Source organism: Streptomyces sp. NPDC054794 (assembly GCF_053611585.1).
This window is the reverse complement of the sequence record NZ_JBSHAQ010000001.1, coordinates 1-22,342: the sequence shown is the minus strand read 5'-3', so window position 1 is coordinate 22,342 and position 22,342 is coordinate 1. Positions and strand designations below refer to the sequence as shown.

Here is a 22,342-nt window from a genome sequence, read left to right as displayed (position 1 = left end):
GGAACCGTCAATTCCGGAGGTCTGGGAGGGGCGTCTCGGTGGCGTCCACGGGAGCGGCGTCGTCACGCACGCGCAGAGCGCGCCGCACGATGAGGGGTCCTGCCGCGCTGCTCAGCAGGAACAGCACCCCGACCGTCGTCCAGCCGGGCAGCCCACCGCCGAGAACGAGCGAGGTCGCCATGAGCGGCGCCAGCAGGGTGCCCAGGGTCGCGCCGGTACCGTACATCGCCTGGTACTGCGCGTGCCGGTCCTCAGGAGCGAGCCCGAAGGAGAGCTCCCAGCTCGCCGCAGCGAGCAGCATCTCGGCCCACACGTACACCACGCCGCCCAGGACCAAGGGCGCGATGGCCCACCAGCCCCGGTTCCCGGCGAGTCCGAAGAGCAGGCACGCGACGCACAGCAGTGCGCCGGAGCGTCGCATCGCCTTGCCGGCAGAGATCACGTCCTCGATGCCGCGTCCCACCCGCGTCTGGCAGACCACCACGGTGAGCGCGTTGAGCAGGAAGAGCGCGCCGCCCATCCACTTGGGCGCGCCGGTGTGCCGCACGATCCACAACGGCAGTACCTCGAAGAGACCGAAGTGCATGGTGAGGATGGCGCTCACGATGGTCAGAGCGAGGAACGGCTGGTCTCGTACGACTTCCAGGCGCCGGCGTTCGCCACCTCCCGTGGGGCGGGTCTCCGGCAGTTTCCGGCTGACGACCGCGGAGGACAGCAGCAGCAGGGCAACGAGCAGGACCGCGGACTGATAGGCCCATTTCTGGCCGACCTGGAGCACCGCGGAGCCCATGAGGGCCGCGATGATGGCGGCGGCGTTGCTCAACGAGCGTACCTTGGCCCGGTTCTCGTTGCGTTTCTCGCCGACCAGGACCATACCCATGATGGCACCGCGCGCGGCGTACGCCGTCCGCTCACAGGCTGTCAGGAGGAACGACAGACAGGCGAACGCCACCAGGTCGCCCACCAGTGCGTACATGGCCGTACCCACCGTCTGGCCCAGCAGCGCGCAGATCAGCACCCGCCTGCTGCCGAAGCGCTCGGCGAGCTGCGCCGCTGGGACGCCCACCACCAGGCCGAGGCAGCCGGACGCGGTCAGGACGGCTCCGACCTGGACCGCCGGTAGACCCACGACGGTCGTGAAGTACACGAGCCCGAAGGTCATGTAGAGGACCAGCGCGGCCGCTTCGGCGACCGCGGCGAAGGCCAGCAGTCCGGCATCGCCTCGCGGCAGTCCGAACCGGTCCAGGAGTCGCTTCCGCTGCGTGGTCATGACGCGTTCACCGGCCGGTAGAGACACCAGACCATGGTCGGGTTCATGGTGCTGACCACGGGCAGGTTGCCCGCTTCCTGCACCACGTCGAGGGACCCCACGCAGGCGTCCACCTCGCCCGCTGCGGCCATCCGGACCCCGAGAGGCTTCGCCGTGACGAAGTGCCGCTGCACCTCGTCCGGCACCAAGGCGCGCGCCAGCGCCCGGGTTGCGGGGTGCAGGGCCACCGAACGGATGTCTTGCGGATCAGGGGCGCGTTCCTCGTTCACCGCAAGGCACATGGTCTTCGTCGGGCTCTCCCACACGGCCGCGAGTTCGATGTCCCCGGAGTACCGGAAGTGCAGATCGACCCAACTGTCGTGGAGCACACCGTCGGTCATGGACAGGTACCCCGCCGCCACGAGCGCGTAGCAGTCGTGTGCGCAGGCGTAGTCCACGGCCGCCGGGAAGGATTCGAGCAGAATCACGTCCCGGAAGTGCTTCCGCGCCTCGTTCTCGGAATCGGTGCCCGCAGGGCCTAGCGTCGCCACGGAACCCGATTCGTGCACTTGGGTATGAAGGTCCTTCAACACATCGGACCTGCACTCATCACAATACCTACCCCCGTAACTGGTTCAAAGAATCCAAGCGGCGTTGGCTACCGCCCAGACAGAGGCCGCTCAGCACAGAGCGCGCCCCAGTTGGCATTTCGGCGCACGGAGTCGCAGTCATCCTTCGATATGCCGCGTCGACCGGAATGTCCGTTGCCGATTCAGTGGCGGGCAAAGAAGGCCACCATCAACGGGTAAGGGGTTGGTAAGAAACTAGGACCCTCGCCCGGCAGGAGGCAGAAACGGGCCACAGAAGGACCGTCACCCCCGCGTCGGCAACAGCGTGACGGGCCGGCGCCCCGGCGAGTGTTCAGCACACCCGCACACGAATTCATTGAACTCAACCCCCTTGTCGTGATGGGAGTTGGCGCTGACCACGAACTGGCTGGACTGTAGCAGAGAGGGCAGCGACCTGCGACGATGTGAGCCAGCGCACAAGCCCAACAGTCTCTTCACCCGGCTCCGAAGCGCCTGTTACTCTGCGGGCTGACCAAGATCGAACGTCGGCCACACATGGCCGTGTTCGCGCCAATCGATCGGCCTCGGGCCTCCCCACAAGGAAGAAGAGTGACACCCGAAACCGCGTCGGTGGTGGTAATTGAATTCGGGGATGAACAACCGCCTCGCACCTTCGATGAACTGCTGCCTCACACCACGCCGGGTCTGCGTATCCGTATCGACCCGCTCCTGCATCCCCAGTTGTCCGAGAGCTTCCTGTCCGTCCAGGAGCAAGCAGAGCACTGGGCCCGGAAACTGACGCAGGAAAAGACTCCCCGGATCGCGGCGGTGCTGGCCTATTGCTCCGGTTCCGCTTTCGCCTCCGCCCTGGCGTCGGCAGCGGGAGACGACAGGACGTCGCTCATCCTCCTGGATCCGGTCACTCCCACCCGAGAAGGCACGCAATCCCTCTTCGAGGAATTGGCCACCGGAATGGACGAAGGGTCCGGGGCACGCCCTGTCCCGGACATACGGGGCCGGGCGGCCACCGACGCGCTGCACACGGCTGGAGCCTTCCTGAGAGAGCTCGCCGTGTCCTCGGCGCCCGAGCTTCCCGACGACATCGTCGAGGCGCTGACCCGCAAGCAAAGAGCCTGGCTGAGCTACACCCTGTCGGCCGCATCGGCCCCGGAATCGGGCAAGGAGGCACAGCACGTCCTCCTGAGCCAGGAGGCGGACGACTGGCCGACGGCGCCCGGGAACAACCCGCACCGCTTTCCCACGGACACGCCAGGCCTCTTCTGCAGCGCGGACGCCGGCCGCGTGCTTCAAGACCTCGTCGCAGGGGCGCTCGGCCATTCCTGAGCGTGTGCCGCCTCCGGCCCCATGTCCGTCACGTCACCGACGGCCGCGACGCACCGGCTCGCTCGGCACCGCTGCCTCACCCATCAGACAGATCTCCCCGAAGGAGCACCGTCATGCCCACATATGTCGAGCGGGATGCCGTGGAGGTGGTGGTCGCTGCGCAATGGGCACGGGTCCTCGGCTCGCCGCCGAACAGCCTCGACACCAACTTCTTCGATGCCGGGGGCAACTCGCTGCGCGCTGCCCGGCTGACGTCCGCGCTGCGTACCGCCTTCGACGTGGAGCTGCCTCTTCAGGTGGTCTTCGACGCCCAGACCTTCCGCGCCATCAGCGAATGCCTCAGACAGGGCACCCCGCCCGCCGCGCGCCGGCTGGTCACGCTGAACGGACAGGGGGACGGCATCCCGTTGGTGCTCCTGCCCTCCGGCGGAGGCGGCGTCATCGGGCTGCAACCACTCGGTGACAAGCCCATCAACAGGCCCGTCCACGGACTCCAGGCCCTCGGGCTGAACCCCGCGGACGGGGCACCCCTGACCCGGCTCGACGACATGGTCACCGACTTCGCCCGCGTGATGAAGGAATCCGAGCTGCCGCGCACGGTGCACCTCGCCGGCTACTGCTCGGGAGGTGTCTTCGCCTACGAGCTCGCACGGGTGCTCCGCGAGTCCGGCTGGAACGTGGTGTCCGTGACACTGCTCAACACATCCCTCCTCACACCGCCGTTGGTGCTCGAGGAGGTCATCGACGACCGACTGAAGTCCATCGCCCGGTCGGCCGGACTGAACCTCGGACCGGGAACCCTCGACGCCCACCAGGTCTTCGAGGCGCTCAGGAACCACGGCGTGGACATCGTCGAGGCCGACTTCACGGCCTTCGAGGCGAGACTGCGGGTGTTCGGATCCCTCTGGCTGGCGATCGTGGGGTACGTTCCGTCGCCGCTGGACATCCCTGTACGACTGTTCTCGACGGCCGACCGGCTCGATCCCGACGACCTGGTGCAGATGTCCCAGCAGGTCGACGACTGGACGGAGATGGGCCTGAAGGACTTCCGCTGCCACGACGTGCCGGTGGGCCACTACGAGATGCTGCGCCACCAGCCCACCCTCATGGCGATCGAGGCGTCGCTCGCCGAACTTGATCTGTCCGTCCGGCGAACAGAAGTTTGACGATCCGATTCCGGTGGCCGGCTCAGCTATCTTCAGGCCCCGCGGCTGGTAGCCGTGATCAGTCCCCTCACCAAGGAACTCGTATGAAGGTTCTCATCGCCGGCGGCGCCGGCTTCATCGGCAGCACCGTTGCCTCCGCCTGTCAGGACAGCGGCATCGAGCCGGTCATCCTGGACAACCTCGTCACCGGCCGCAAGGAGTTCACGCAGGGGCGCGCGTTCTACGAAGGGGACATCGCCGACGGCGGGCTTGTCGACCGCATCTTCGCCGAGCACCCCGAGATCGAGGCAGTCATCGACTGCGCCGCGCTCATCGTCGTGCCGGAGTCCGTCGCCCAGCCGCTCCGCTACTACACGGAGAACGTGGCCAAGGGCATCGAATTCATCGGGCACGTCGTCCGCAACGGGTGTCGGCGCTTCGTCTTCAGTTCCTCCGCCTCCATCTATGACGCGGGCGAGGACTTCGCCGTGGACGAGGAGGCACCGCTGGCACCGCTGAGCCCCTACGCCCGGACCAAGGCCCTGTTCGAGACGGCGCTCAAGGACATCAGCTCCACCGGAGACATCCGCGTGGTGTCGCTGCGCTACTTCAACCCCATCGGCGCGGACCCCGAACTGCGCACCGGGCTGCAGGTGCGTCGACCCAGCCACGCGTTGGGCAAGATGATCGAGGCGCTCGACAGCGGTGAGCCGTTCACCATCACGGGCGTCGACTGGCCCACCCGGGACGGGTCCGGCATCCGCGACTACGTGCACGTCTGGGACCTGGCGCAGGCCCACGTCCAGACGCTGCGCCGCTTCGACCTCTTCCTGCCCGCCGACGGCGATGCCACGTACCAGGTGATCAACCTCGGAACCGGTACGGGCACCACGGTGCGCGAACTGCTCGACGCCTTCGCGGCGGTCAACGGCGCGCCGTTGCCCGCCGTCGAGGCCGGTCCCCGCCCCGGTGACAACGCCGGTGCGTTCTGCCGCAGCGCACGAGCCGAGGAACTCCTCGACTGGCGTCCGGAGCACTCCCTCGAAGAGGGGATCCGGGACACGCTGGCCTGGTTCGCGAAGCGGGAGTCCGTCATCGACCTGTCCGGCTGACGACACAGAGATACCACGGCGGGCGGGGAGCCTGGCGGCGTCCCCGCCCGCCGACGGGGGATTGACCCAGCCGCCCACCGCGGCCGGTTCGGTGAACCGGCCGCCGCGGCCCGCCGCCGGCCGTTGAGCTCGGTGTTCCGCAATCACGTGGTGATCCGCCCGTCCGGTGGCGCCCAGGAATCCGGCGAGCGGGCCCGATCGGCCCGCGCATGCGACGCGACGTCCAGCGCACCGCTGCCACCCGCGTGAACACGGCAGCAGCCTCGGTCACTCCCCCGACCTCATCGGTTTCCCGCCCCTTGAGCGCTCCACTCGCCCCCGCGTCCCGGACGCCCGGGCATGTGGGCGTGCCCTCGAAGCGGGTCATGAACGAGAACATGGATGGAGTGTGACCATGCCCGAGACATACGGCTCTTCGGCCCCCGTGTCGCTGCTGGACGCGAAGTATCCAGGCACGATCGGGGCATGGGTGGCGGAGATGGCCTTCGGTGTCGCCGAACCGCTACGCCACATGCTTGGGGAGCAGTCTGCCTCCGGAACACTCGGATACAACGACCCCCACAGCCTCGGATTGGCCCGTGAGTCCCTGACTGCCTGGATGGACTGTGCGTACGGCTGGTCGATCACGCCGGACACCATCGCTTTCGTCAGTGACATAGTGAGCGGGTTCGGCGCGGTCATCCGGCACTTCATGCAGCCCGGTCAGGCAGTGGTCGTTCCGACACCGGCCTACACCCCGTTTCTCACCGTCCCCCGGTTCTTCGGTCACCCGGTGATCGAGGTGCCGGGCATCCTGGACGAGCACGGCCACCGCATGGATCTGGCCGGTATCGACGAGGCCCTGGCGCGGGGTGGGTCCCTCGTCGTCCTCTGCAGCCCGCACAACCCGACGGGCCGGCTCTACAGCAGGGCGGAACTGGCCGAACTGGCCTGTATCGTCGACGCCCACGGGGCGAGGGTGTTCAGTGACGAGGTGCACGCGCCGCTGAATCTCAGTGACCGGCCGCACCTCGCCTACGCCTCGCTGAGCGAGCGCACGGCGGCACACACCATCACCGCCACCTCGGCATCGAAGGCCTGGAACATCTCGGGCCTCAAGTGCGCCCAGCTCATCTTCACGTCGGAGACCGACGCGAAGACCTGGAGCACCGTCTCCGACTACTACATTCGCTCAGTCTCACGACTGGGTGTGGCAGCCCTGCCCATAGCCTGCGAGCACCCGGACGCGCAGGCGTGGCTTGCCGACACCCTGGCCCAACTCCGTGCCAACAACAGCTACCTCGCCGACGCGGTGGACACCCGTATGCCGGGCGTGACATACGCGCCTGCGGAGTCCACGTATCTCGCCTGGTTGGACTGCCGTGGGCTTCCGGTGAACGAACCGGCCGCATTCTTCAGGGAGCGCGCGAGAGTCGCTCTGTACGAGGGTGCCGAGTTCGGGACCCCGGGTTTCGTGAGACTGAATTTCGCCCTCCCCGCGGAGCGGTTGGCGAGGGCCGTCGACGCGATGAGCAGCGAACTCCTGAAGGGAATCCGATGAACAAGGACGAGATCACCGAGCTGTGGCCACGGCTGGAGAAGACCTTCTCCGGTCTGCCCGGGCTGTCACTGACGACATCCGGCTCCGTGACGAGAGGAGATTTCCGTGTCTCCGCGGACGGCCGGGTGACATCCGACCTCGATCTGATACCCATCATCGAGTCCGCGGGCGAACTGCGTGACGCACGCCGGCGGCTCGTCCCTCTCATGGAGGAGATGGCGGACCGCTTCGACATTCCGTGTACGGCCTCCATCACCCTGGCGGACAACTTCCTGCGCGCCCGGCAGGCGACCTTCGTACTCAGCACGGGCAACCGCCCATTCGTCTGGGACGATCTCGGGATCCAAGCCCGATGCGACACGATGCGGCCCCTGGCTGCCGGGGACACACTGTCATGGCGGATGCAACCGGTCGCGTACTACCTTGCCAAGTCGGGCCATGCCCAGCAGGAACTCAACGTGGGAAAGGCCGTGCGGTGGCTCAGGCATCTGGCCGGGGACATCGGCTCCGGGAACGAGGAGTTCCGTCCGTACACCGCGTTCCGTCTCACGCCCGAACTGCGGACGGGCCGCGACGTACGGACCTTGAGCGAGGGCGCCGCACGTGCGCTGCTCTGCCTGGTCGAGGACCTGGGCATCGAGCCGCTGCCGTCGACGCGTGAGTTCCTGCGGCAGTGGCAGGAGGCGCGCACCGGTGCGGAGCCGTTCCACGCGGTGCGCGATCTGACGTTCCTCGAGAACCAAGGCCTGACCTTCGCCGAGTCGTTCGTCATGGCCCGCCCGGCCATCGAGAGGGGATGAGCCGTGTCCGTCGTCCTGCCCAACACCTTTTCCACCGTTTCCCGCACTGTGCTGTTCGACGAACCCACGGCCGTGGACTTCAGGAGCCTCGCGGCACCTGGACTGCCCGAGGAACTCCTGGACCAACTCCGGGCGAAACGATTCATAATCTCGACCTGCCAGGTCCATTCGGAAGTCTCCGGGCATCATTCGATCGAGTTCCTCGAAACTCTGGTGAAGATCCCGGTCCAGTACCGGGGCCGTAACTACCTGCACCCGGTCGTCACCTATGTGGACCACGAGTACTCACTCATCCGTGGCTACATCCTCGGCTTCCACAAGAAGTTCTCCCGGCGGCCCGACAGGACCGACCCGATGGTCCTCGCGGTACCCGAGCTCAATCTCGACCTGCGCGGAGCGCCCGAGGCCTCCGAGCGAAAGGAACCACTGCCGCTGCCGCCAGAGCAGCAGTACCCCTTCCTGCTCTGGACGGACTACTCCGTCGGTGCCGTGCGTTCACACGGCTTCACCACCCTGCAGAGCGAGGGTTACCGGCGCATCGGCATCCGCCATCCGCGGCTCCTGAGGACGGAACAATGGGTCGCCGGGCGACAGGTGACCGCGCGTCAGCTCTACGAGATCGAGGACACCTACACCCTCGTCGACATGCACCCCGCCGAAGGGAGCGTCGGATGACCTCGGCTGCCGTGCCGGACGACTCCTCGTTCGGTCAGGTCGCTCACCGAGCGCGCGGACTGACCGACAGCTCACTCGCCGGACTTCTCACGCGTGCGGCAGGCCGGGACGTGGTGGACCTCGCGGTCGGCACACCACGGTTCCCCGTCACGGAGCCGACCCTGGTGGAGGCTGCGGTCGCCGCACTGCGCGCGGGCCACAACCAGTACCTGCCACCGCAGGGGGAGGCCACCCTTCGGCAGAGCATCGCCGGCTCCTTCGACACCCCCGCAGACCCGGACACCGAGATCACCATCACGGCCGGCGGCACCGAGGCACTGTGCGTTGCGCTGCAGTCCGTACTCGATCCAGGCGACGAGGTGGTGCTGCTCGAGCCGTTCTACGAGAACTTCCTCGGCGCGGTCAGGCTGGCCGGCGGCGTTCCCCGCCACGTGTCGCTGCGCGAACCGGACTGGCGGCTGCCGCACGACGAACTGCGGAAAGCCTTCGGGCCGCGCACGAAGGCGATCATCCTCAACAGCCCCAGCAACCCCACGGGGCGGATGCTCGGCGAGGAAGACCTGGAGCTCGTCGCCGAGCTGTGCGAACGATGGAACGCGGTGGCCGTGTCCGACGAGGTCTACTGCCACCTGGTGTTCGACGGCAGGCACCACCGCTCCGTCGCGGACGTCCCCGGGCTGCGGGAACGCGCGATCGTCGTCGGCTCACTGTCCAAGAGCCACGCGATCAGCGGCTGGCGGCTCGGCTATCTGCGCGCGACCGCGCAGCGGACCCGAGTGCTGCGGCGCGTGCACGAGGTGACGACGTCGGGGACCGTCGCACCGCTGCAGATCTCGCTGGGCCAAGTGGGAATCCGGCCCGCACTCGCCCGAGAACGCGCCGCGGCTCTGCAGGCCCACCGTGACGAGGTGACGGCCGCGTTCGCGGGCCTGGGCATCTCCTTCGGCCCGGTCGAGGGCGGCTGCTTCGCCTTCGGACGCCTCGACGACAGGCACCCGGACTGCGACAGCTTCGCCACGGCACTGCTGGAGGAACGCGGGGTGCTCATAGCGCCCGGACGCCCCTTCTTCTCGGATCCGAAGCACGGAGACCGTTTCGTCCGCATCGCGTTCAACCGCCCTCGCGACGTCATAGCGACGGCACGGGAACGGCTCTCCTGACCAGTCGCTCAACGGATCCAGGTCGTGTCCCTCGTGGTGGCGTAGCCGATCACGCTCCGATAGCTCCTCTTCGGAGCCGTCCGGTCCTGCGCCGAGCGGGCGCCTCGGCGGGCCTGCAGCGAGGGGAGGCAGCCGCAGGCCGGGTGCGCTGACCAGGACGCCGCAATCATGGCTCTGACCCGTGGAACCCCCATATGCCCTTTCTGGCGTCGCGCCAGTCACGTGCGCACGCGCCGCACGGGCTCTCGGCGCGCTCTCCGTTCCGGGCGGTGTCCCGGTCGCCTCGCGGTTGACCATCCAAAAGCGATGGAAAACGATAGAAAGAGGATATGAGCGGTGTTTCAGGGCAATCAGGGCACGATGCGCCTGATGCGTCCACGAAGGCACATCGCCCCGGTCGGCCCCGCCCGGCGGACGAGGCGTGGCGGTCGGGCTCGCTGCTGAGCGTGCACAGCGTCGCGGGCCAGGTCTTCCTGTTCCAGCTGGCGGTCGTGATGCTGCTCGTCGCCGCCGCCCTGGTGGCGCTCCTCGTGCAGGCTCAACGCGATGTGATGGCGGACGCCCGCCACCGGACGCTCACCGCCGCACAGACGTTCGCGCACTCCCCGGGCATCGTGGCGGCAGTGGACAGCGCGAACCCGACCGCGGAACTGCAGCCGCACGTCCAGGCGGCCCGGAAGGCCGCGGGCGTCGACGCCGTCATCGTGTACGGGCTGAACGGGATCACCCTCGCCCACAGCGACCCGCGCCAGATCGGGAAACGCGTCATCGGGCCCTACGCGGCGGCGGCGACCGGCAAGCCGTTCACGAGTACGTTCAAGGGCACACTGGGGCTCTCCGTGATCTCGGCGGTACCCGTCAGGGGTCCCGACGGCTCGGTCATCGCCATCGTCTCCGTGCCGGTCACCGTCGAGACGGTGCAGCAGAGAGTGAACCGGCAGCTGCCGTTCCTCCTCGGCGGCGCCGCCACGGCCCTGGTGGTCGCCGCGGGCGGGTCGGGTCTGGTGAGCCGGCGGCTGCGGCGGCAGACGCACGGCCTGGCGCCGACCGAGATGACCCGGATGTACGAGCACCACGACGCGGTGCTGCACGCGGTGCGGGAAGGAGTGCTGATCGTCGGCGGTGACGGCCGACTGCTGCTGGCCAACGACGAGGCACGACGGCTTCTGGACCTGCCGGCGGACACGGAGCGGCGGCACATCACCGAACTGGGGCTGGACGAGGACCTCGCCGGGCTGCTGGCCTCCGACCGCCCCGCCACCGACGAGGTGTACCTGGCGGCCGACCGGCTGCTCGCGGTCAGCAAGCGGCTCACCGCACCCGACGGACCGGCAGGCAGCGTGGTCACGCTCCGGGACACCACCGAACTGCGAGCCCTCTCCGGCCGGGCGGAGGTGGCGCGCGAACGGTTGCAGTCGCTCTACGACGCCGGACTGCGGATCGGCACCACGCTCGACGTGAAACGCACGGCCGAGGAACTGGCCGAGGTGGCGGCGGCCCGATTCGCCGACATCGTCACCGTCGATCTGCTGGACCCGGTGCTGCGCGGCGAGGAAACCTCCGTCGGGCCCAGCGGGATCACCGAGCTGCGCCGCAGCGCCGTCGCCGGTCTCGACGCGGGCCATCCCCTCCACCCCGTCCACGAGCTGATCCGGCTCGTTCCCGCCGAGCCCGTCTCCACGGCGATGGCCGAGGGCCGCCCGGTCCTGGTCGGGGACCTGAGCGCCTCCGACGCCTGGCGGGCCCAGCAGCCCGAGCGTGCCCGGCGGGTCCTCGACCACGGCATCCACTCCATGCTCGTGGTGCCCCTGCGCGCCCGCGGCGTGGTGCTGGGTGTGGTGGTCTTCTGGCGCGCGCAGGGCTCCCCGTCGTTCGAGGACGAGGACGTGTCCTTCGCCGAGGAGCTGGCCGCCCGGGCGGCGGTGTCCATCGACAACGCCCGCCGCTACACCCGCGAACACACCATGGCCGTCACCCTGCAGCACAGCCTGCTGCCCCGCGCGCTTCCCGAGCAGTCCGCACTGGACGTGGCCTACCGCTATCTGCCGGCCCAGGCCGGGGTGGGCGGGGACTGGTTCGATGTCATCCCGCTGTCCGGTACCCGGGTGGCGCTGGTCGTCGGCGACGTCGTCGGTCACGGCCTGCACGCCGCGGCGACGATGGGCCGGCTGCGCACCGCCGTGCGCAACTTCGCCGGCCTGGACCTGCCCGTGGAGGAGCTGCTGGGCCGGCTGGACGAGCTGGTGGCGCAGCTCGACGCCGAGGAGGTCGCCGCGGCGGAGGACGGACAGGGGATGATCACGGGGGCGACCTGCCAGTACGCCGTGTACGACCCCACCTCCGGGCGACTGGCCATCGCCACCGCCGGCCACCCGGGACCAGCGGTGGTCCGGCCCGACGGGACCGTCGACTTCCCTCAGTTGCCCGTCTCCCCGCCACTGGGACTCGGAGCCGGCCTGCCGGTCGAGACCGCCGAGCTCACCGTGCCCGAGGATTCCCGGCTGGTGCTCTACACCGACGGGCTGATCGAGGACCGCACCCGGGACCTGGACGCCGGCCTGCGGGCCCTGCGCGACGCTCTGGCCGGGCCCGGGCGCACGCCGGAGGCCACCTGCGCGGCGGTGATGGAGGCCATGCTGTCCGACCGGTCCCGGGACGACATCGCGCTGCTGGTGGCCCGCACACGCCGGCTCGGACCGGATCAGGTCGCCGAGTGGGAGGTGCCCCGCGACCCGGCGGCGGTGGCCCCCGTGCGCACCGACTGTGCCCGCCGACTGGCGGACTGGGGGCTGGAGCAGCTCGGTTTCACCGCCGAACTCATCCTCAGCGAGCTGATCACCAACGCCATCCGCTACGGAGCCGAGCCCATCGTCGTGCGGCTGCTCCGTACGGAGCCGATGGGCAGCCCCGACGCGGGCAGCCTGATCTTCGAGGTCGCCGACGGCAGCAGCACCTCGCCGCGGCTGCGCCGGGCGAAGGCCACCGACGAGGGCGGCCGCGGACTCTTCCTGGTCGCCCGCTTCGCCGAACGCTGGGGGACCCGCTACACGACCACCGGCAAGGTCATCTGGGCCGAACACTCCCTGCGTCACGACGCCACGCCGGAGGCGGAGGGACTCGGCGAGCTCCTGCTCGACCAATGGGATGACACCGCGCTGTGAGGTGAGCCGGTACGTCCCGTCCCGCCACCGTCGCGAACGCCGCGTGCCGAGGCGGGTCCGGCGGGCCCCGGCGGGGCCCGGGGCTCACGGCGAAGCCGAGTGCCGGGGAAAAGACGCTGATCGCGGGCCGCCCGGGCGACATTCCGCCATCGAGGCGGCCGGGTACCCTGGCCTCGATGACCACTTCGTCGGCGCCGAGGAGCCGAGGAAACCGGGAGGCGCAGCGGGAGACTCGCCACTGCGGACCCAGTGGCGCCGCCGGCAGCGCATCGAGGCGACCACCTCGTCCCCCACGTCCGGGAGCAGCCGTGACCACAGCGTGTGCCCGAGCAGCGGCGGTCCTCGGCTGCTCCGCTCTCGTGGCACTGGGCCTGAGCGCCTGCGAGGAGACCCCGACCGCCGGCCTCGCGAAGCCGTCGGCGGCCACGTCCGCCGAGAGCATGGGCGGCATGCGCGCGCTGATCGCCGCAGCGAAAAAGGAGGGCGAGCTCAGAGCTATCGCGCTGCCGCGTGACTGGGCCAACTACGGCGGCCTGATCAACGGCTTCGAGAAGAAGTACGGGATCAAGGTCACGGTCGAGGATCCGCTGGGCCACAGCGAGGACGAGATCGACGCCCTGCGAAAGAGCGGGAACCGGCCGACAGCGCCCGACGTGATCGACGTGGGCGACACGTTCGCACGGCAAGCAGCGGCGGAGAATCTTCTCGCGCCGTACCAGGTGGCCTCTTACGAGTCGCTTCCCGGTAATCAGAAGGACGCGCAGGCACGCTGGTCCAACAACTACGGGGGCTACATCTCCATCGGCTGTGATGCCAACCGGGTCAAACCCTGTCCGGAGACCTTCGCCGATCTGCTGAAGCCCGATTACAAGGGCAAGGTCGCGCTCGAAGGCGCCCCGCCCCGCTCGGCCACGGCCTTTGCCAGTGTCTACGCGGCCGCGCTGGCGAACGGCGGGTCCTTCGACGACGTCCAGCCCGGTCTCGACTTCTTCGCCGAACTCGAGAAGCGCGGCAACTTCACCCCGGTCAATTCCAACTCGGCCACGGTCGCGAGTGGCCGGACCCCCATCAGCATCAACTGGGACTACATCAACCTCCACTACGTCGACGCGCTCCGTGACAAGGGTGTGAACTGGAAGGTCGCGATCCCCTTCGACGGGAGCTTCGCCCAGTATTACGCGCTCGCGATCAACAAGAACGCCCCGCACCCGGCGGCTGCCCGCCTGTGGCAGGAGTACCTCTTCAGCCCGGAGGGCCAGAACCTCCGGCTGCGCGCGTACGCCCGCCCGGTCCTCATGGACGCCATGAGGCAGGACGGCACCCTCGACGAGGCCGCCGCCGAACGACTGCCGACGGTTGAGGGAACGCCTCAGTTCCCGACCGACGCGCAACTGGAGAAGGCGGAGGAGACCGTCAACCAGGGCTGGGCCAAGGCCGTCTCCGGCCGGCCGGTTTGATCGGTGGCGGCCGCCGGGCCGGGTCCGGCGCTCATCCGGTGGCCGTCAGCAGGGTCTTACGGCTGTCGAGGGCTTCGGAGAACCGGTCGACTACCTGGTTGAGGGCTTCGGCGGGGCCCGGTGCGACGGTCGGCGTGCCGTCGTCGCCCACCGCGATGTCCTTGTCCAGCGTGAACCAGCCCTGGACGATGTGCGTGGCGCCCATGGAACTGAGCACCGGGCGCAACGCGTAGTCGATCGCCAGGACGTGCGCCGTGCTTCCGCCGGTCGCCAGCGGAAGGACCGTCTTGCCCACGAGGGCGTACTGCGGCAGCAGGTCCAGCAGAGACTTCAGGAGGCCGGAGTAGGCGGCCTTGTAGACGGGCGTACCGATCACGATCCCGTCGGCGCGGTCGAACAGTTCGGTCGCCTCGACGACCGCCGGGTGCCGGAAGTCGGCGCCGAGCAGGGCCTCGGCGGGGAGGGTGCGTACGTCCAGCGGGATCACCTCGTGTCCCTGACTCGTCAGGCGTCTGTCCAGGTGGCGCAGCAGACGGGCGGTACGGGAGGTGGCGGAGGGACTTCCGGAGACGGACAGGACGGTGGCCATGACGGACCCTTCGTGAGCGTGAGCGCAAGCGTGGGACTGGGGCGGGAACGGTGCGGTCGGTGCGCGATCGGCGCGGTGCGCAAGGCACGGCTCCCGCGCGGGCCGTCTGCGTGGACGGCCGCGTCACGGCGCCGCTCGAACGAAACGGAGCTACGGCGGCGCCGCCGAGCGAGGAACTCGGCCCGCTACGGGGTGACCGAGGGAGGGAGGGGCCGGTAGGACGGCCGCTGCCGTGTCAGGCGCAACACGCGGCCGACCACACCCGACCGAAGTCGATGTGGTCGCGCGTGACCAGGCGCTGCTCGGCGTTCATGGGCCCCATTGAGCAGTACGTCGCGCGTCTCGTCAACCACGGACCGGATGCCGGACCACCCCCGAGCCGACCCGCGCTGTTGCGTTCCCTATATTTCCTATAGATTTACTAGGGAAGCGAACTCGACCCGCCCCACCTGGAGTTCGAGCTGCCGGAGTCAAAGCTTCCGGCCCACTCGGTCGTCCTGTCGTTGACCTGAGGAGACCTCTCCCATGGGCGTTGTCCCTGCCCCGTCCGGCCCCACCCGGGAATCCGACCGGCCGGAGTCCGAGCGGACCGGGCCCGGCCGCGCGTACTGGCTGCGCGTGGCCCGCGAGACGGCGGACAACCTGGCCACGGACGCGGCGGCCCGGGAACAGGCGGGCAAGGCCCCGTTCGACGAAGTGTCCCGGTTGCGCGAGGCGGGACTGCTGACGCTCCTTCAACCGGCCGGGTTCGGGGGAGGCGGCGCGGACTGGCCCACGGCCTACGCCGTCGTCCGGGAGATCGCCGCGGCCGACGGTGCGATCGGTCAACTGCTGGGCTGTCACTACTTCTTGGCGTGGACCGCGCGGCACTACGGCGAGCCCGCCCCGGCGGCCCAGGTCGAGCGGCAGTCCACGGCAAAGCGGTGGTGCTGGGGTGGTGGTCTTGCCCGTCAGGAACACCCGCTGACGCTGACCAGGACACGCGGCGGCCGTGTGCTCAACGGTCGGCAGAACTACGCGACCGGTGTCCTGGTCGCCGACCGTCTCGCCGTACGAGCCGTGCGGGCCGAGACCGGTGAACCACTCGCCGTCGTCGTCGATCCCGCCCATGGCGGCGTGGGGATCGACGGCGACGCCGACACCTTCGGCCAGCGGCTCGCGGCCGGCGGGAGCGTGGAGTTCGACGCCGTACCGGTCGCCGCCGACGACGTACTCGGTTCGCTGGCCGTGGACGAGGACCTCCTGTCGCCCAGGGCCGCTCTGGTGTCGCCCGTCGGGCGACTCCTGTCCGTCCAGCTCCGTCTCGGCACGGCCGAGGCAGTGCTCGCCGAGGCCCGGGAGTACAGCCGGGCGTACAACGGGACGAGCCACGCGCCGGGGCACTCCGGCCGGCCGGCCGGCTCTCCCCAGGACCCGCAGGCGCTGGCCGTCTACGGAGAACTCACCGTCCTGACCCGCTCCGCGTCCGCGCTCGCCGATCAGGCACTGGAGGCCGTGCACGGCGGGCTGGCCCGCGGCGAGGACCTCACCCACGACGAGTACGCCGAGACCTCGGTGCTCGTGGCCATGGCCGAGGCCGCGGCGTCCCGGGCCGCGCAGGAGTCCACGGCCCGCGCCCTCGACATCATCGGCACCCGCTCCGCCTCCTCGCGGCTCGGCTTCGACCGCTTCTGGCGCAATGCCCGCACCCACACCCTGTACGAGCCCGTCACTCACCGACTCCGCGACGTCGGGGACTATTTCCTCAACGGTGCGCACCCACCGTTCGTGCTGCCCGTCTGACTTTGCGCCCCCTGACTTTGCTCCCCCGGCGTCCGCGGATTTGTGAACGCGGTACTTCACCCGCGTGTCGGACGGTTGAGAACATGAGACGTCCGCGCAAGTGACGTTGACCTGGCCGGAATTCGCTGCGACGCTCTTTTACGTGAGCACGTCCGCGTACCTCGCCGCGCGCCTGCACGTCGATCTGCGACGTCAGGCCAGCGCCCTCTGTGCCGTCGGTCGCCGCACCCACTGACACGCGCCGCTTTCGAGCGCTGTAGTCCGCAGTCGGTGTGATGTCTCTTCACCGCCGTCCGGCTTTTGCCGTGAGAACGGCTTCGTTCACCTCCCGCGACGCCTTTCGGGAGGAACGCGCGTACCCGTGAAAAGCCGTGCGCATTCCAGCCGCTTTCATCGATTTCGAACAGGAACTCTCCATGGCCACGACGGCATCGAACCGACGCCAATTCCTCTCTCTGCTCGGCCTTTCGGCGGTGGCCGTGGGGTGCGGCACGACCGCGAACGGAGCCACCGCCGGCAAGGGCGGGACCAAGACGCTGCGCTACCAGGGCTGGGCGGGCCAGGTCACCCTGCCGGAACTGGCCGAGGACCTCGGCTACCTGGGCGACGTGAAGCTGAAGTGGATCGGCAACACGATCAGCGGACCGCAGGACATCCAGTCCGCGGCCACGGGCCAGGTCGACTTCGGCGGGGCGTTCAACGGCGCGGTCGTCAAACTCGCCGCGAACGGCGCCCCCCTCAAGGCGGTCATCAGCTACTACGGCTCCGACAAGTACGCCTACAACGGCTTCTACGTGCTCGATGACAGCCCCCTGCGCTCGGCCCGGGACCTGATCGGCAAGAAGGTCGGCATGAACACCCTCGGCGCCCATGCCGAGGCCATGCTCGACATCTATCTGCAGCGAGGCGGTCTGTCCCGTGCGGACATCGGCAAGGTCGAGCCACTGGTGGTGCCTCCGGTCAACACCGAGCAGACGCTGCGCCAGAAGCAGATAGACGTGGCCGTGCTCGGCGGCATCCTGCGCGACAAGGCCCTGGCGGCCGGCGGAATCCGCCCCCTGTTCACCGACTACCAGCTGCTCGGCGCTTTCAGCGCCGGCACCTATGTGATGACCGACCGCTTCCTGAAGCAGAACCCCGACACGGCCCGGACCTTCGTCACCGCCACGGGCAGAGCCATCGAGTGGGCTCGCTCCACCCCGCACGACGAAGTCGTCGCCCGGATGACGGACATCGTCAAGAGGCGCGGCCGCAACGAGGACACCGCGCCACTGAAGTACTGGCGCTCCTTCGGGGTCGTCGAGCGCGCGGGCCGCATCACCGGCAAGGAACTGCGGCTGTGGATCGACTGGCTGGTCGAGCGCGGCGACATCAAGAAGGGCCAGGTCACCTTGGCCGACCTCTACACGAATGCGTTCAACGGCGCTTCTTCCCCTTCGACGAGCGGGAGCTGACCCGTGCCGGAATCCACCCCATCCAAGATCTCACTGAAGCAGGTGCGCAAGGAGTTCACCGTCAAGGACCGGGCGGCGCACCGGGCCGGGCGGGCAACCGGGTTCACCGCCCTCGACGGTATCAACCTGGACATAGCGGCCGGCGAGTTCGTCGTCCTGGTCGGTCCCAGCGGCTGCGGCAAGTCGACTCTGCTCGACCTCCTCGGTGGCCTCGCCCGACCCACCAGCGGCCAGATCCTGCTTGACGGCAGACCCGTCACCGGACCCGGCCTGGACCGAGGCGTCGTGTTCCAGCAGTACGCGCTGCTGCCGTGGCGCACGGCCCGGGGCAACGTCGAGTTCGGTCTGGAGGCCACCGGCACTCCGCGACGTGAACGTGCGGCGCGCGCCCGGGAGTTCCTGGACCTGGTGGGCCTGTCCGGGTTCGAGGACCGCCATCCGCATGAGCTGTCGGGTGGCATGCGGCAGCGGGTGGCGATCGCCCGCAGCCTCGCCTACGACCCCGATGTGCTCCTGATGGACGAGCCGTTCGCCGCGCTGGACGCCCAGACCCGGGAATCGCTGCAGGACGAGCTGCTGCGCATCTGGCAACGCACCGGCAAGACCGTCGTGTTCATCACGCACGGCATCGACGAGGCCGTCTATCTGGGACAGCGGGTCGCCGTCATGACGTCGCGGCCGGGCCGTATCAAACGGATCGTGCCGGTCTCCCTCGACGCGCGTACCGCGACGGACGACCCGCGCTCCAGTGCCGAGTTCGCGCGGTACCGGCACCAGATCTGGTCGCTGCTGCACGACGAGGTGGCCAGGGCCCAGCAGTTGGAGAAGGAAGAGGCTTCCGTATGAGCTCCACGACCCGCGCGGCCACCGACCGGACCGGGACACCGGCCTCTGCCCCTCTCGCCGGTTCGGTCCCGAGTCCGCCTACTGCCGCTGCCGCTCCCGCGTCCGCCACGCCACCCGGTACACCGGCGTCGGGCACGCGCCGCGTCCTTCCCCCGGCGGCGCGGGTCCGCCGAGCGGTCCGCCGGCTGCCGTACCTGTTGCTGAAGGGCGCGACCAAGTCCGTGGCGATCGTGGCGCTGCTGCTGGTGTGGGAGGCCGCCCCGCGACTCGGACTGGTCGACCGGACCTTCCTGCCGCCGTTCAGCGAGGTCGCCCGTGCCTGGTGGGGGTTGGCGGCCGACGGTCAGCTGGCCGACAACGCACGCGCCAGCCTGGTCCGCTCGTTCACCGGATTCGGTCTCGCCGTGGCCGTCGCCGTGCCGCTCGGCCTGCTGATCGGCTGGTACCGGCCGGTCGCCGACCTCCTCGGCCCCCTGCTGGAGGTCTTCCGCAACACCGCGGCCCTGGCCCTGCTGCCGGTGTTCGTGCTGCTGCTCGGCATCGGCGAGACCTCGAAGATCTCCATCGTGGTGTACGCCTGCACCTGGCCGATCCTGCTCAACACCGTCAGCGCGGTCCGCAACGTCGACCCGACCCTGCTGAAGCTGGCGAAGTCGATGGACCTGTCCGCACCCCGGCTGTTCCAGAAGGTCATCCTGCCGTCCTCGGTACCGGTGATCTTCACCGGCATCCGGCTGGCCGGAGCGGCGTCCGTCCTGGTTCTGGTCGCCGCCGAGATGATCGGCGCCAAGGCGGGGCTCGGCTACCTGATCAACGCTTCGCAGTACAACTTCGCGATCCCGCAGATGTACGCGGGCATCCTCACGATCTCCGTCATCGGCGTGGCCTTCAACCAGTTCCTGGTGACCGTGGAGCGGCGCCTCAGCTCCTGGCGCGTACCCGCGGACCACTGACGCGGCCGCCCGCTCCCCCATTGTCCCGGCCCCACCCCCCGATCCGAGGTACCTCATGACCGCGGCCAGCCCCCGTCAACTGCATCTGAACGCCTTCCTGATGAACGCCGGCCATCACGACGCCGCCTGGCGGCACCCCCGTACCCAGCCCGAACGGCTCACCGATCTGCGCTACTTCCAGCAGCTGGCGCGAACCGCCGAGCGGGGTCGGTTCGACTCCGTCTTCCTCGCCGACGGCCTGGCGCTGTGGGGCAAGGTCCGGCACAACGCGCTCGGCGGCTTCGAACCGCTGACCCTGCTGTCCGCCCTGGCCGCGGTCACGGAGCACATAGGCCTGATCGCCACCGTCTCCACCACCTTCAACGAGCCCTTCCACACCGCCCGCAAGTTCGCCTCCCTGGACCACATCAGCGGTGGCCGGGCGGGCTGGAACATCGTCACCTCCGGCACCGTCGACGAGGCCCGCAACTTCGGCCAGGACGAGCACTTGGAGCACCGCCTGCGCTACGAGCGGGCGCGGGAGTTCGTCGAGGTCGCCACCAAGCTGTGGGACAGCTGGGAGGACGACGCGATCCTGCTGGACCGGGAGCGCGGCGTCTACGCCGACACCGACAAGGTGCGGGAGATCAACCACCGTGGCGAGTACTTCGGGGTGCGCGGACCCCTGAACGTACCGCGCACGCCGCAGGGTTATCCGCTGCTCGTGCAGGCCGGCTCGTCGGAGGACGGCAAGGAGTTCGCCGCCCGGTACGCCGAGGCCGTCTTCACCGCCCAGCAGACCCTGGCCGACGGCCAGTCCTTCTCCAAGGACCTCAAGTCCCGGCTGGCCCGACACGGCCGCACCGAGGACCAGTTGCTGGTCCTTCCCGGCATCGCCCCCGTCATCGGCTCGACCGAGTCCGAGGCCCGCGCGCTCGAACGGGAGCTGACCGAGCTGCAGGTCCCCGAGTACGGGCTCGCCCAGTTGTCCGGGATGCTCGGCACCGACCTGACCGGGCTGCCGCTGGACGGGCCGCTGCCCGAACTGCCCGAGGAACGGGACATCAACGGCAACAAGAGCCGATTCACGCTCGTCGCCGAACTCGCCCGACGTGACGGCCTCACCCTGCGCGAAATCATCGCCCGTCTCGGCGCCGGCCGCGGCCACCGCGTCTTCGCCGGCACCCCGGAGCAGATCGCCGACCAGTTGGAGGAGTGGTTCTCCCAGGGCGCCGCCGACGGCTTCAACATCATGCCGCCCCATCTGCCGGGCGGCCTGGAGGACTTCGTCGACCACGTCGTGCCGATCCTGCAGCGCCGCGGCCTGTTCCGTTCCGAGTACACCGGCCGCACCCTGCGCGAGCACTACGGCCTGCCCCGCCCCGCCAACCGGCTGACCGCGACAGCCGTGGCGGACCACCCGAGCCGTACCGGCCCGCTCGGCGGCTGATCCCCCTCCCAGCCGATCACCGCACCTGATCACTTCCTGAAAGGACACCCGCACATGACCACCAGCACCGGCTTCGACATCCACAGGATCGGCGGCCGTATCGGCGCCGAGATCCTCGGCGTGGACCTCTCCGCCGACCTCGACCCGGCCGTCGTCACCGAGATCCACTCCGCGCTTCTGGAGCACAAGGCGCTCGTCTTCCGCGACCAGCGGCTCGACGACGCGGGCCAGCTCCGCTTCGCCTCCCTCTTCGGCGAGCTCACCACCGCGCACCCCACCGTGCCGTCCGTCGAGGACCAGCCCCAGATCCTCCCCGTCGACGGCGAGGAGGGCATCCGCGCCAACCGCTGGCACACGGACGTCACCTTCGTGCGGACGCCGCCGAAGGCGTCCACCCTGCGCGCCCTCGTGGTCCCGCCCTACGGCGGCAACACCCTCATCGCCAACTCGGGGGCCGCCTACCGGGATCTGCCCGAACCGCTGCGCGAGCTGGCGGACCGGCTGTGGGCCGTGCACACGAACGACCACGACTACGCCGCCCCGAAGAACGAGAAGGCCGCCGAGCATCACAGGCGCTTCGTCTCCCGGAAGTACCGCACCGCGCACCCCGTCGTCCGCGTCCACCCCGAGACCGGGGAACGCGGCCTGTTCATCGGCGGCTTCGCGCAGAGCATCGTCGGCCTCGGCCCCTCCGACTCGCGCGACCTGCTGCGCATCTTCCAGTCGTACGTCACCCGCCCCGAGAACGTCGTGCGCGTGGCCTGGACGCCGGGAGACCTCGTTCTGTTCGACAACCGCATCACCCAGCACTACGCCCCCGACGACTACGGCGACCTCCCGCGCCTGCTGCACCGGGTGACCGTCGCGGGCGATGTCCCCGCCGGTGTCGACGGCACCCTCAGCCACGTCATCGAGGGCGACGACGCCTCCCACTACACGCCCACCGCGGCCTGAAGCCGCGCGGCCGCCGGGCGGGGGCAGGCGCCCCCCCCCCCCCCGCGACCCCCGCCGGAGACCCCCCGGCCCCAAACCAAAGGCAGAACTAAACCACGCGAGGCGCACAAGTGTAAAATAAAC

General features: G+C 69.4%; 19 protein-coding genes. 16 read left to right on the top strand and 3 right to left on the bottom strand.

Translation table 11 applies throughout. The features are described 5' to 3' along the window. Positions 1-7: 7 nt before the first annotated feature. Both ACWGKT_RS00095 and ACWGKT_RS00090 read right to left on the bottom strand, forming a co-directional pair. A complete protein-coding gene (locus ACWGKT_RS00095) occupies positions 8-1,270 on the bottom strand; it encodes an MFS transporter (RefSeq protein ID WP_453271795.1) in 1,263 nt (420 codons plus the stop codon). After that, positions 1,267-1,737 (bottom strand): hypothetical protein, encoded by a 471-nt coding sequence (locus ACWGKT_RS00090; protein WP_453271794.1) that lies wholly within the window; start codon positions 1,735-1,737, stop codon positions 1,267-1,269. The genes ACWGKT_RS00095 and ACWGKT_RS00090 overlap by 4 nt, the downstream gene beginning before the upstream one ends. 690 nt (positions 1,738-2,427) lie before the next feature. Here ACWGKT_RS00090 and ACWGKT_RS00085 point away from each other — a divergent pair. From ACWGKT_RS00085 to ACWGKT_RS00045, 9 genes are all read left to right on the top strand, one after another. After that, the gene (locus ACWGKT_RS00085) at positions 2,428-3,162 is read left to right on the top strand and encodes a hypothetical protein (RefSeq protein ID WP_453271793.1); all 735 of its coding nucleotides are present in this window, start codon (positions 2,428-2,430) and stop codon (positions 3,160-3,162) included. 113 nt (positions 3,163-3,275) lie between these two features. After that, positions 3,276-4,328: a thioesterase domain-containing protein gene (locus ACWGKT_RS00080; RefSeq protein ID WP_453271792.1), complete on the top strand. Its 1,053-nt coding sequence runs from the start codon at positions 3,276-3,278 to the stop codon at positions 4,326-4,328. A gap of 83 nt (positions 4,329-4,411) precedes the next feature. Then, complete coding sequence (galE, locus tag ACWGKT_RS00075; protein WP_453271791.1) at positions 4,412-5,419, top strand: UDP-glucose 4-epimerase GalE; 1,008 nt, start codon at positions 4,412-4,414, stop codon at positions 5,417-5,419. 394 nt (positions 5,420-5,813) lie between these two features. Next, positions 5,814-6,959, top strand: coding sequence for a MalY/PatB family protein (locus ACWGKT_RS00070; protein WP_453271790.1), 1,146 nt, complete (start codon positions 5,814-5,816; stop codon positions 6,957-6,959). Continuing rightward, a complete protein-coding gene (locus ACWGKT_RS00065; RefSeq protein ID WP_453271789.1) occupies positions 6,956-7,759 on the top strand; it encodes a hypothetical protein in 804 nt (267 codons plus the stop codon). Before ACWGKT_RS00070 ends, ACWGKT_RS00065 begins: the two co-directional genes overlap by 4 nt. A 3-nt stretch (positions 7,760-7,762) precedes the next feature. Then, positions 7,763-8,434 carry an acetoacetate decarboxylase family protein gene (locus tag ACWGKT_RS00060; RefSeq protein ID WP_453271788.1) on the top strand — a complete coding sequence of 224 codons (672 nt, stop codon included), beginning with the start codon at positions 7,763-7,765 and terminating at the stop codon, positions 8,432-8,434. Then, on the top strand, positions 8,431-9,594 hold the full coding sequence (locus ACWGKT_RS00055; RefSeq protein WP_453271787.1) for a pyridoxal phosphate-dependent aminotransferase: 1,164 nt from the start codon (positions 8,431-8,433) through the stop codon (positions 9,592-9,594). The genes ACWGKT_RS00060 and ACWGKT_RS00055 overlap by 4 nt, the downstream gene beginning before the upstream one ends. A gap of 329 nt (positions 9,595-9,923) precedes the next feature. Then, positions 9,924-12,755, top strand: coding sequence for a SpoIIE family protein phosphatase (locus ACWGKT_RS00050; protein ID WP_453271786.1), 2,832 nt, complete (start codon positions 9,924-9,926; stop codon positions 12,753-12,755). A gap of 308 nt (positions 12,756-13,063) precedes the next feature. Beyond that, complete coding sequence (locus ACWGKT_RS00045) at positions 13,064-14,212, top strand: ABC transporter substrate-binding protein (RefSeq protein WP_453271785.1); 1,149 nt, start codon at positions 13,064-13,066, stop codon at positions 14,210-14,212. Positions 14,213-14,243: 31 nt separating this feature from the next. On the opposite strand, the gene ssuE is transcribed toward ACWGKT_RS00045, so the two are convergent. Next, the gene (ssuE, locus tag ACWGKT_RS00040) at positions 14,244-14,801 is read right to left on the bottom strand and encodes an NADPH-dependent FMN reductase (RefSeq protein WP_453271784.1); all 558 of its coding nucleotides are present in this window, start codon (positions 14,799-14,801) and stop codon (positions 14,244-14,246) included. A gap of 525 nt (positions 14,802-15,326) precedes the next feature. Between ssuE and ACWGKT_RS00035 the strand changes: the two genes are divergently transcribed. The 7 genes from ACWGKT_RS00035 (at position 15,327) to ACWGKT_RS00005 (ending at position 22,219) form a co-directional block, all read left to right on the top strand. Further along, positions 15,327-16,583 carry an acyl-CoA dehydrogenase family protein gene (locus ACWGKT_RS00035; protein WP_453271783.1) on the top strand — a complete coding sequence of 419 codons (1,257 nt, stop codon included), beginning with the start codon at positions 15,327-15,329 and terminating at the stop codon, positions 16,581-16,583. A gap of 142 nt (positions 16,584-16,725) precedes the next feature. Further along, the gene (locus ACWGKT_RS00030) at positions 16,726-16,818 is read left to right on the top strand and encodes a putative leader peptide (protein WP_356155982.1); all 93 of its coding nucleotides are present in this window, start codon (positions 16,726-16,728) and stop codon (positions 16,816-16,818) included. Between the two features lie 181 nt (positions 16,819-16,999). Beyond that, positions 17,000-18,037, top strand: a complete 1,038-nt coding sequence (locus ACWGKT_RS00025; RefSeq protein ID WP_356155985.1) for an ABC transporter substrate-binding protein — start codon at positions 17,000-17,002, stop codon at positions 18,035-18,037. Positions 18,038-18,040: 3 nt separating this feature from the next. Next, on the top strand, positions 18,041-18,883 hold the full coding sequence (locus tag ACWGKT_RS00020; protein ID WP_453271782.1) for an ABC transporter ATP-binding protein: 843 nt from the start codon (positions 18,041-18,043) through the stop codon (positions 18,881-18,883). After that, complete coding sequence (locus ACWGKT_RS00015; RefSeq protein WP_453271781.1) at positions 18,880-19,836, top strand: ABC transporter permease; 957 nt, start codon at positions 18,880-18,882, stop codon at positions 19,834-19,836. Before ACWGKT_RS00020 ends, ACWGKT_RS00015 begins: the two co-directional genes overlap by 4 nt. Positions 19,837-19,891: 55 nt before the next feature. Beyond that, complete coding sequence (locus ACWGKT_RS00010) at positions 19,892-21,265, top strand: LLM class flavin-dependent oxidoreductase (RefSeq protein ID WP_453271780.1); 1,374 nt, start codon at positions 19,892-19,894, stop codon at positions 21,263-21,265. A gap of 54 nt (positions 21,266-21,319) precedes the next feature. After that, positions 21,320-22,219, top strand: coding sequence for a TauD/TfdA dioxygenase family protein (locus ACWGKT_RS00005; protein ID WP_453271779.1), 900 nt, complete (start codon positions 21,320-21,322; stop codon positions 22,217-22,219). Positions 22,220-22,342 lie beyond the last annotated feature (123 nt).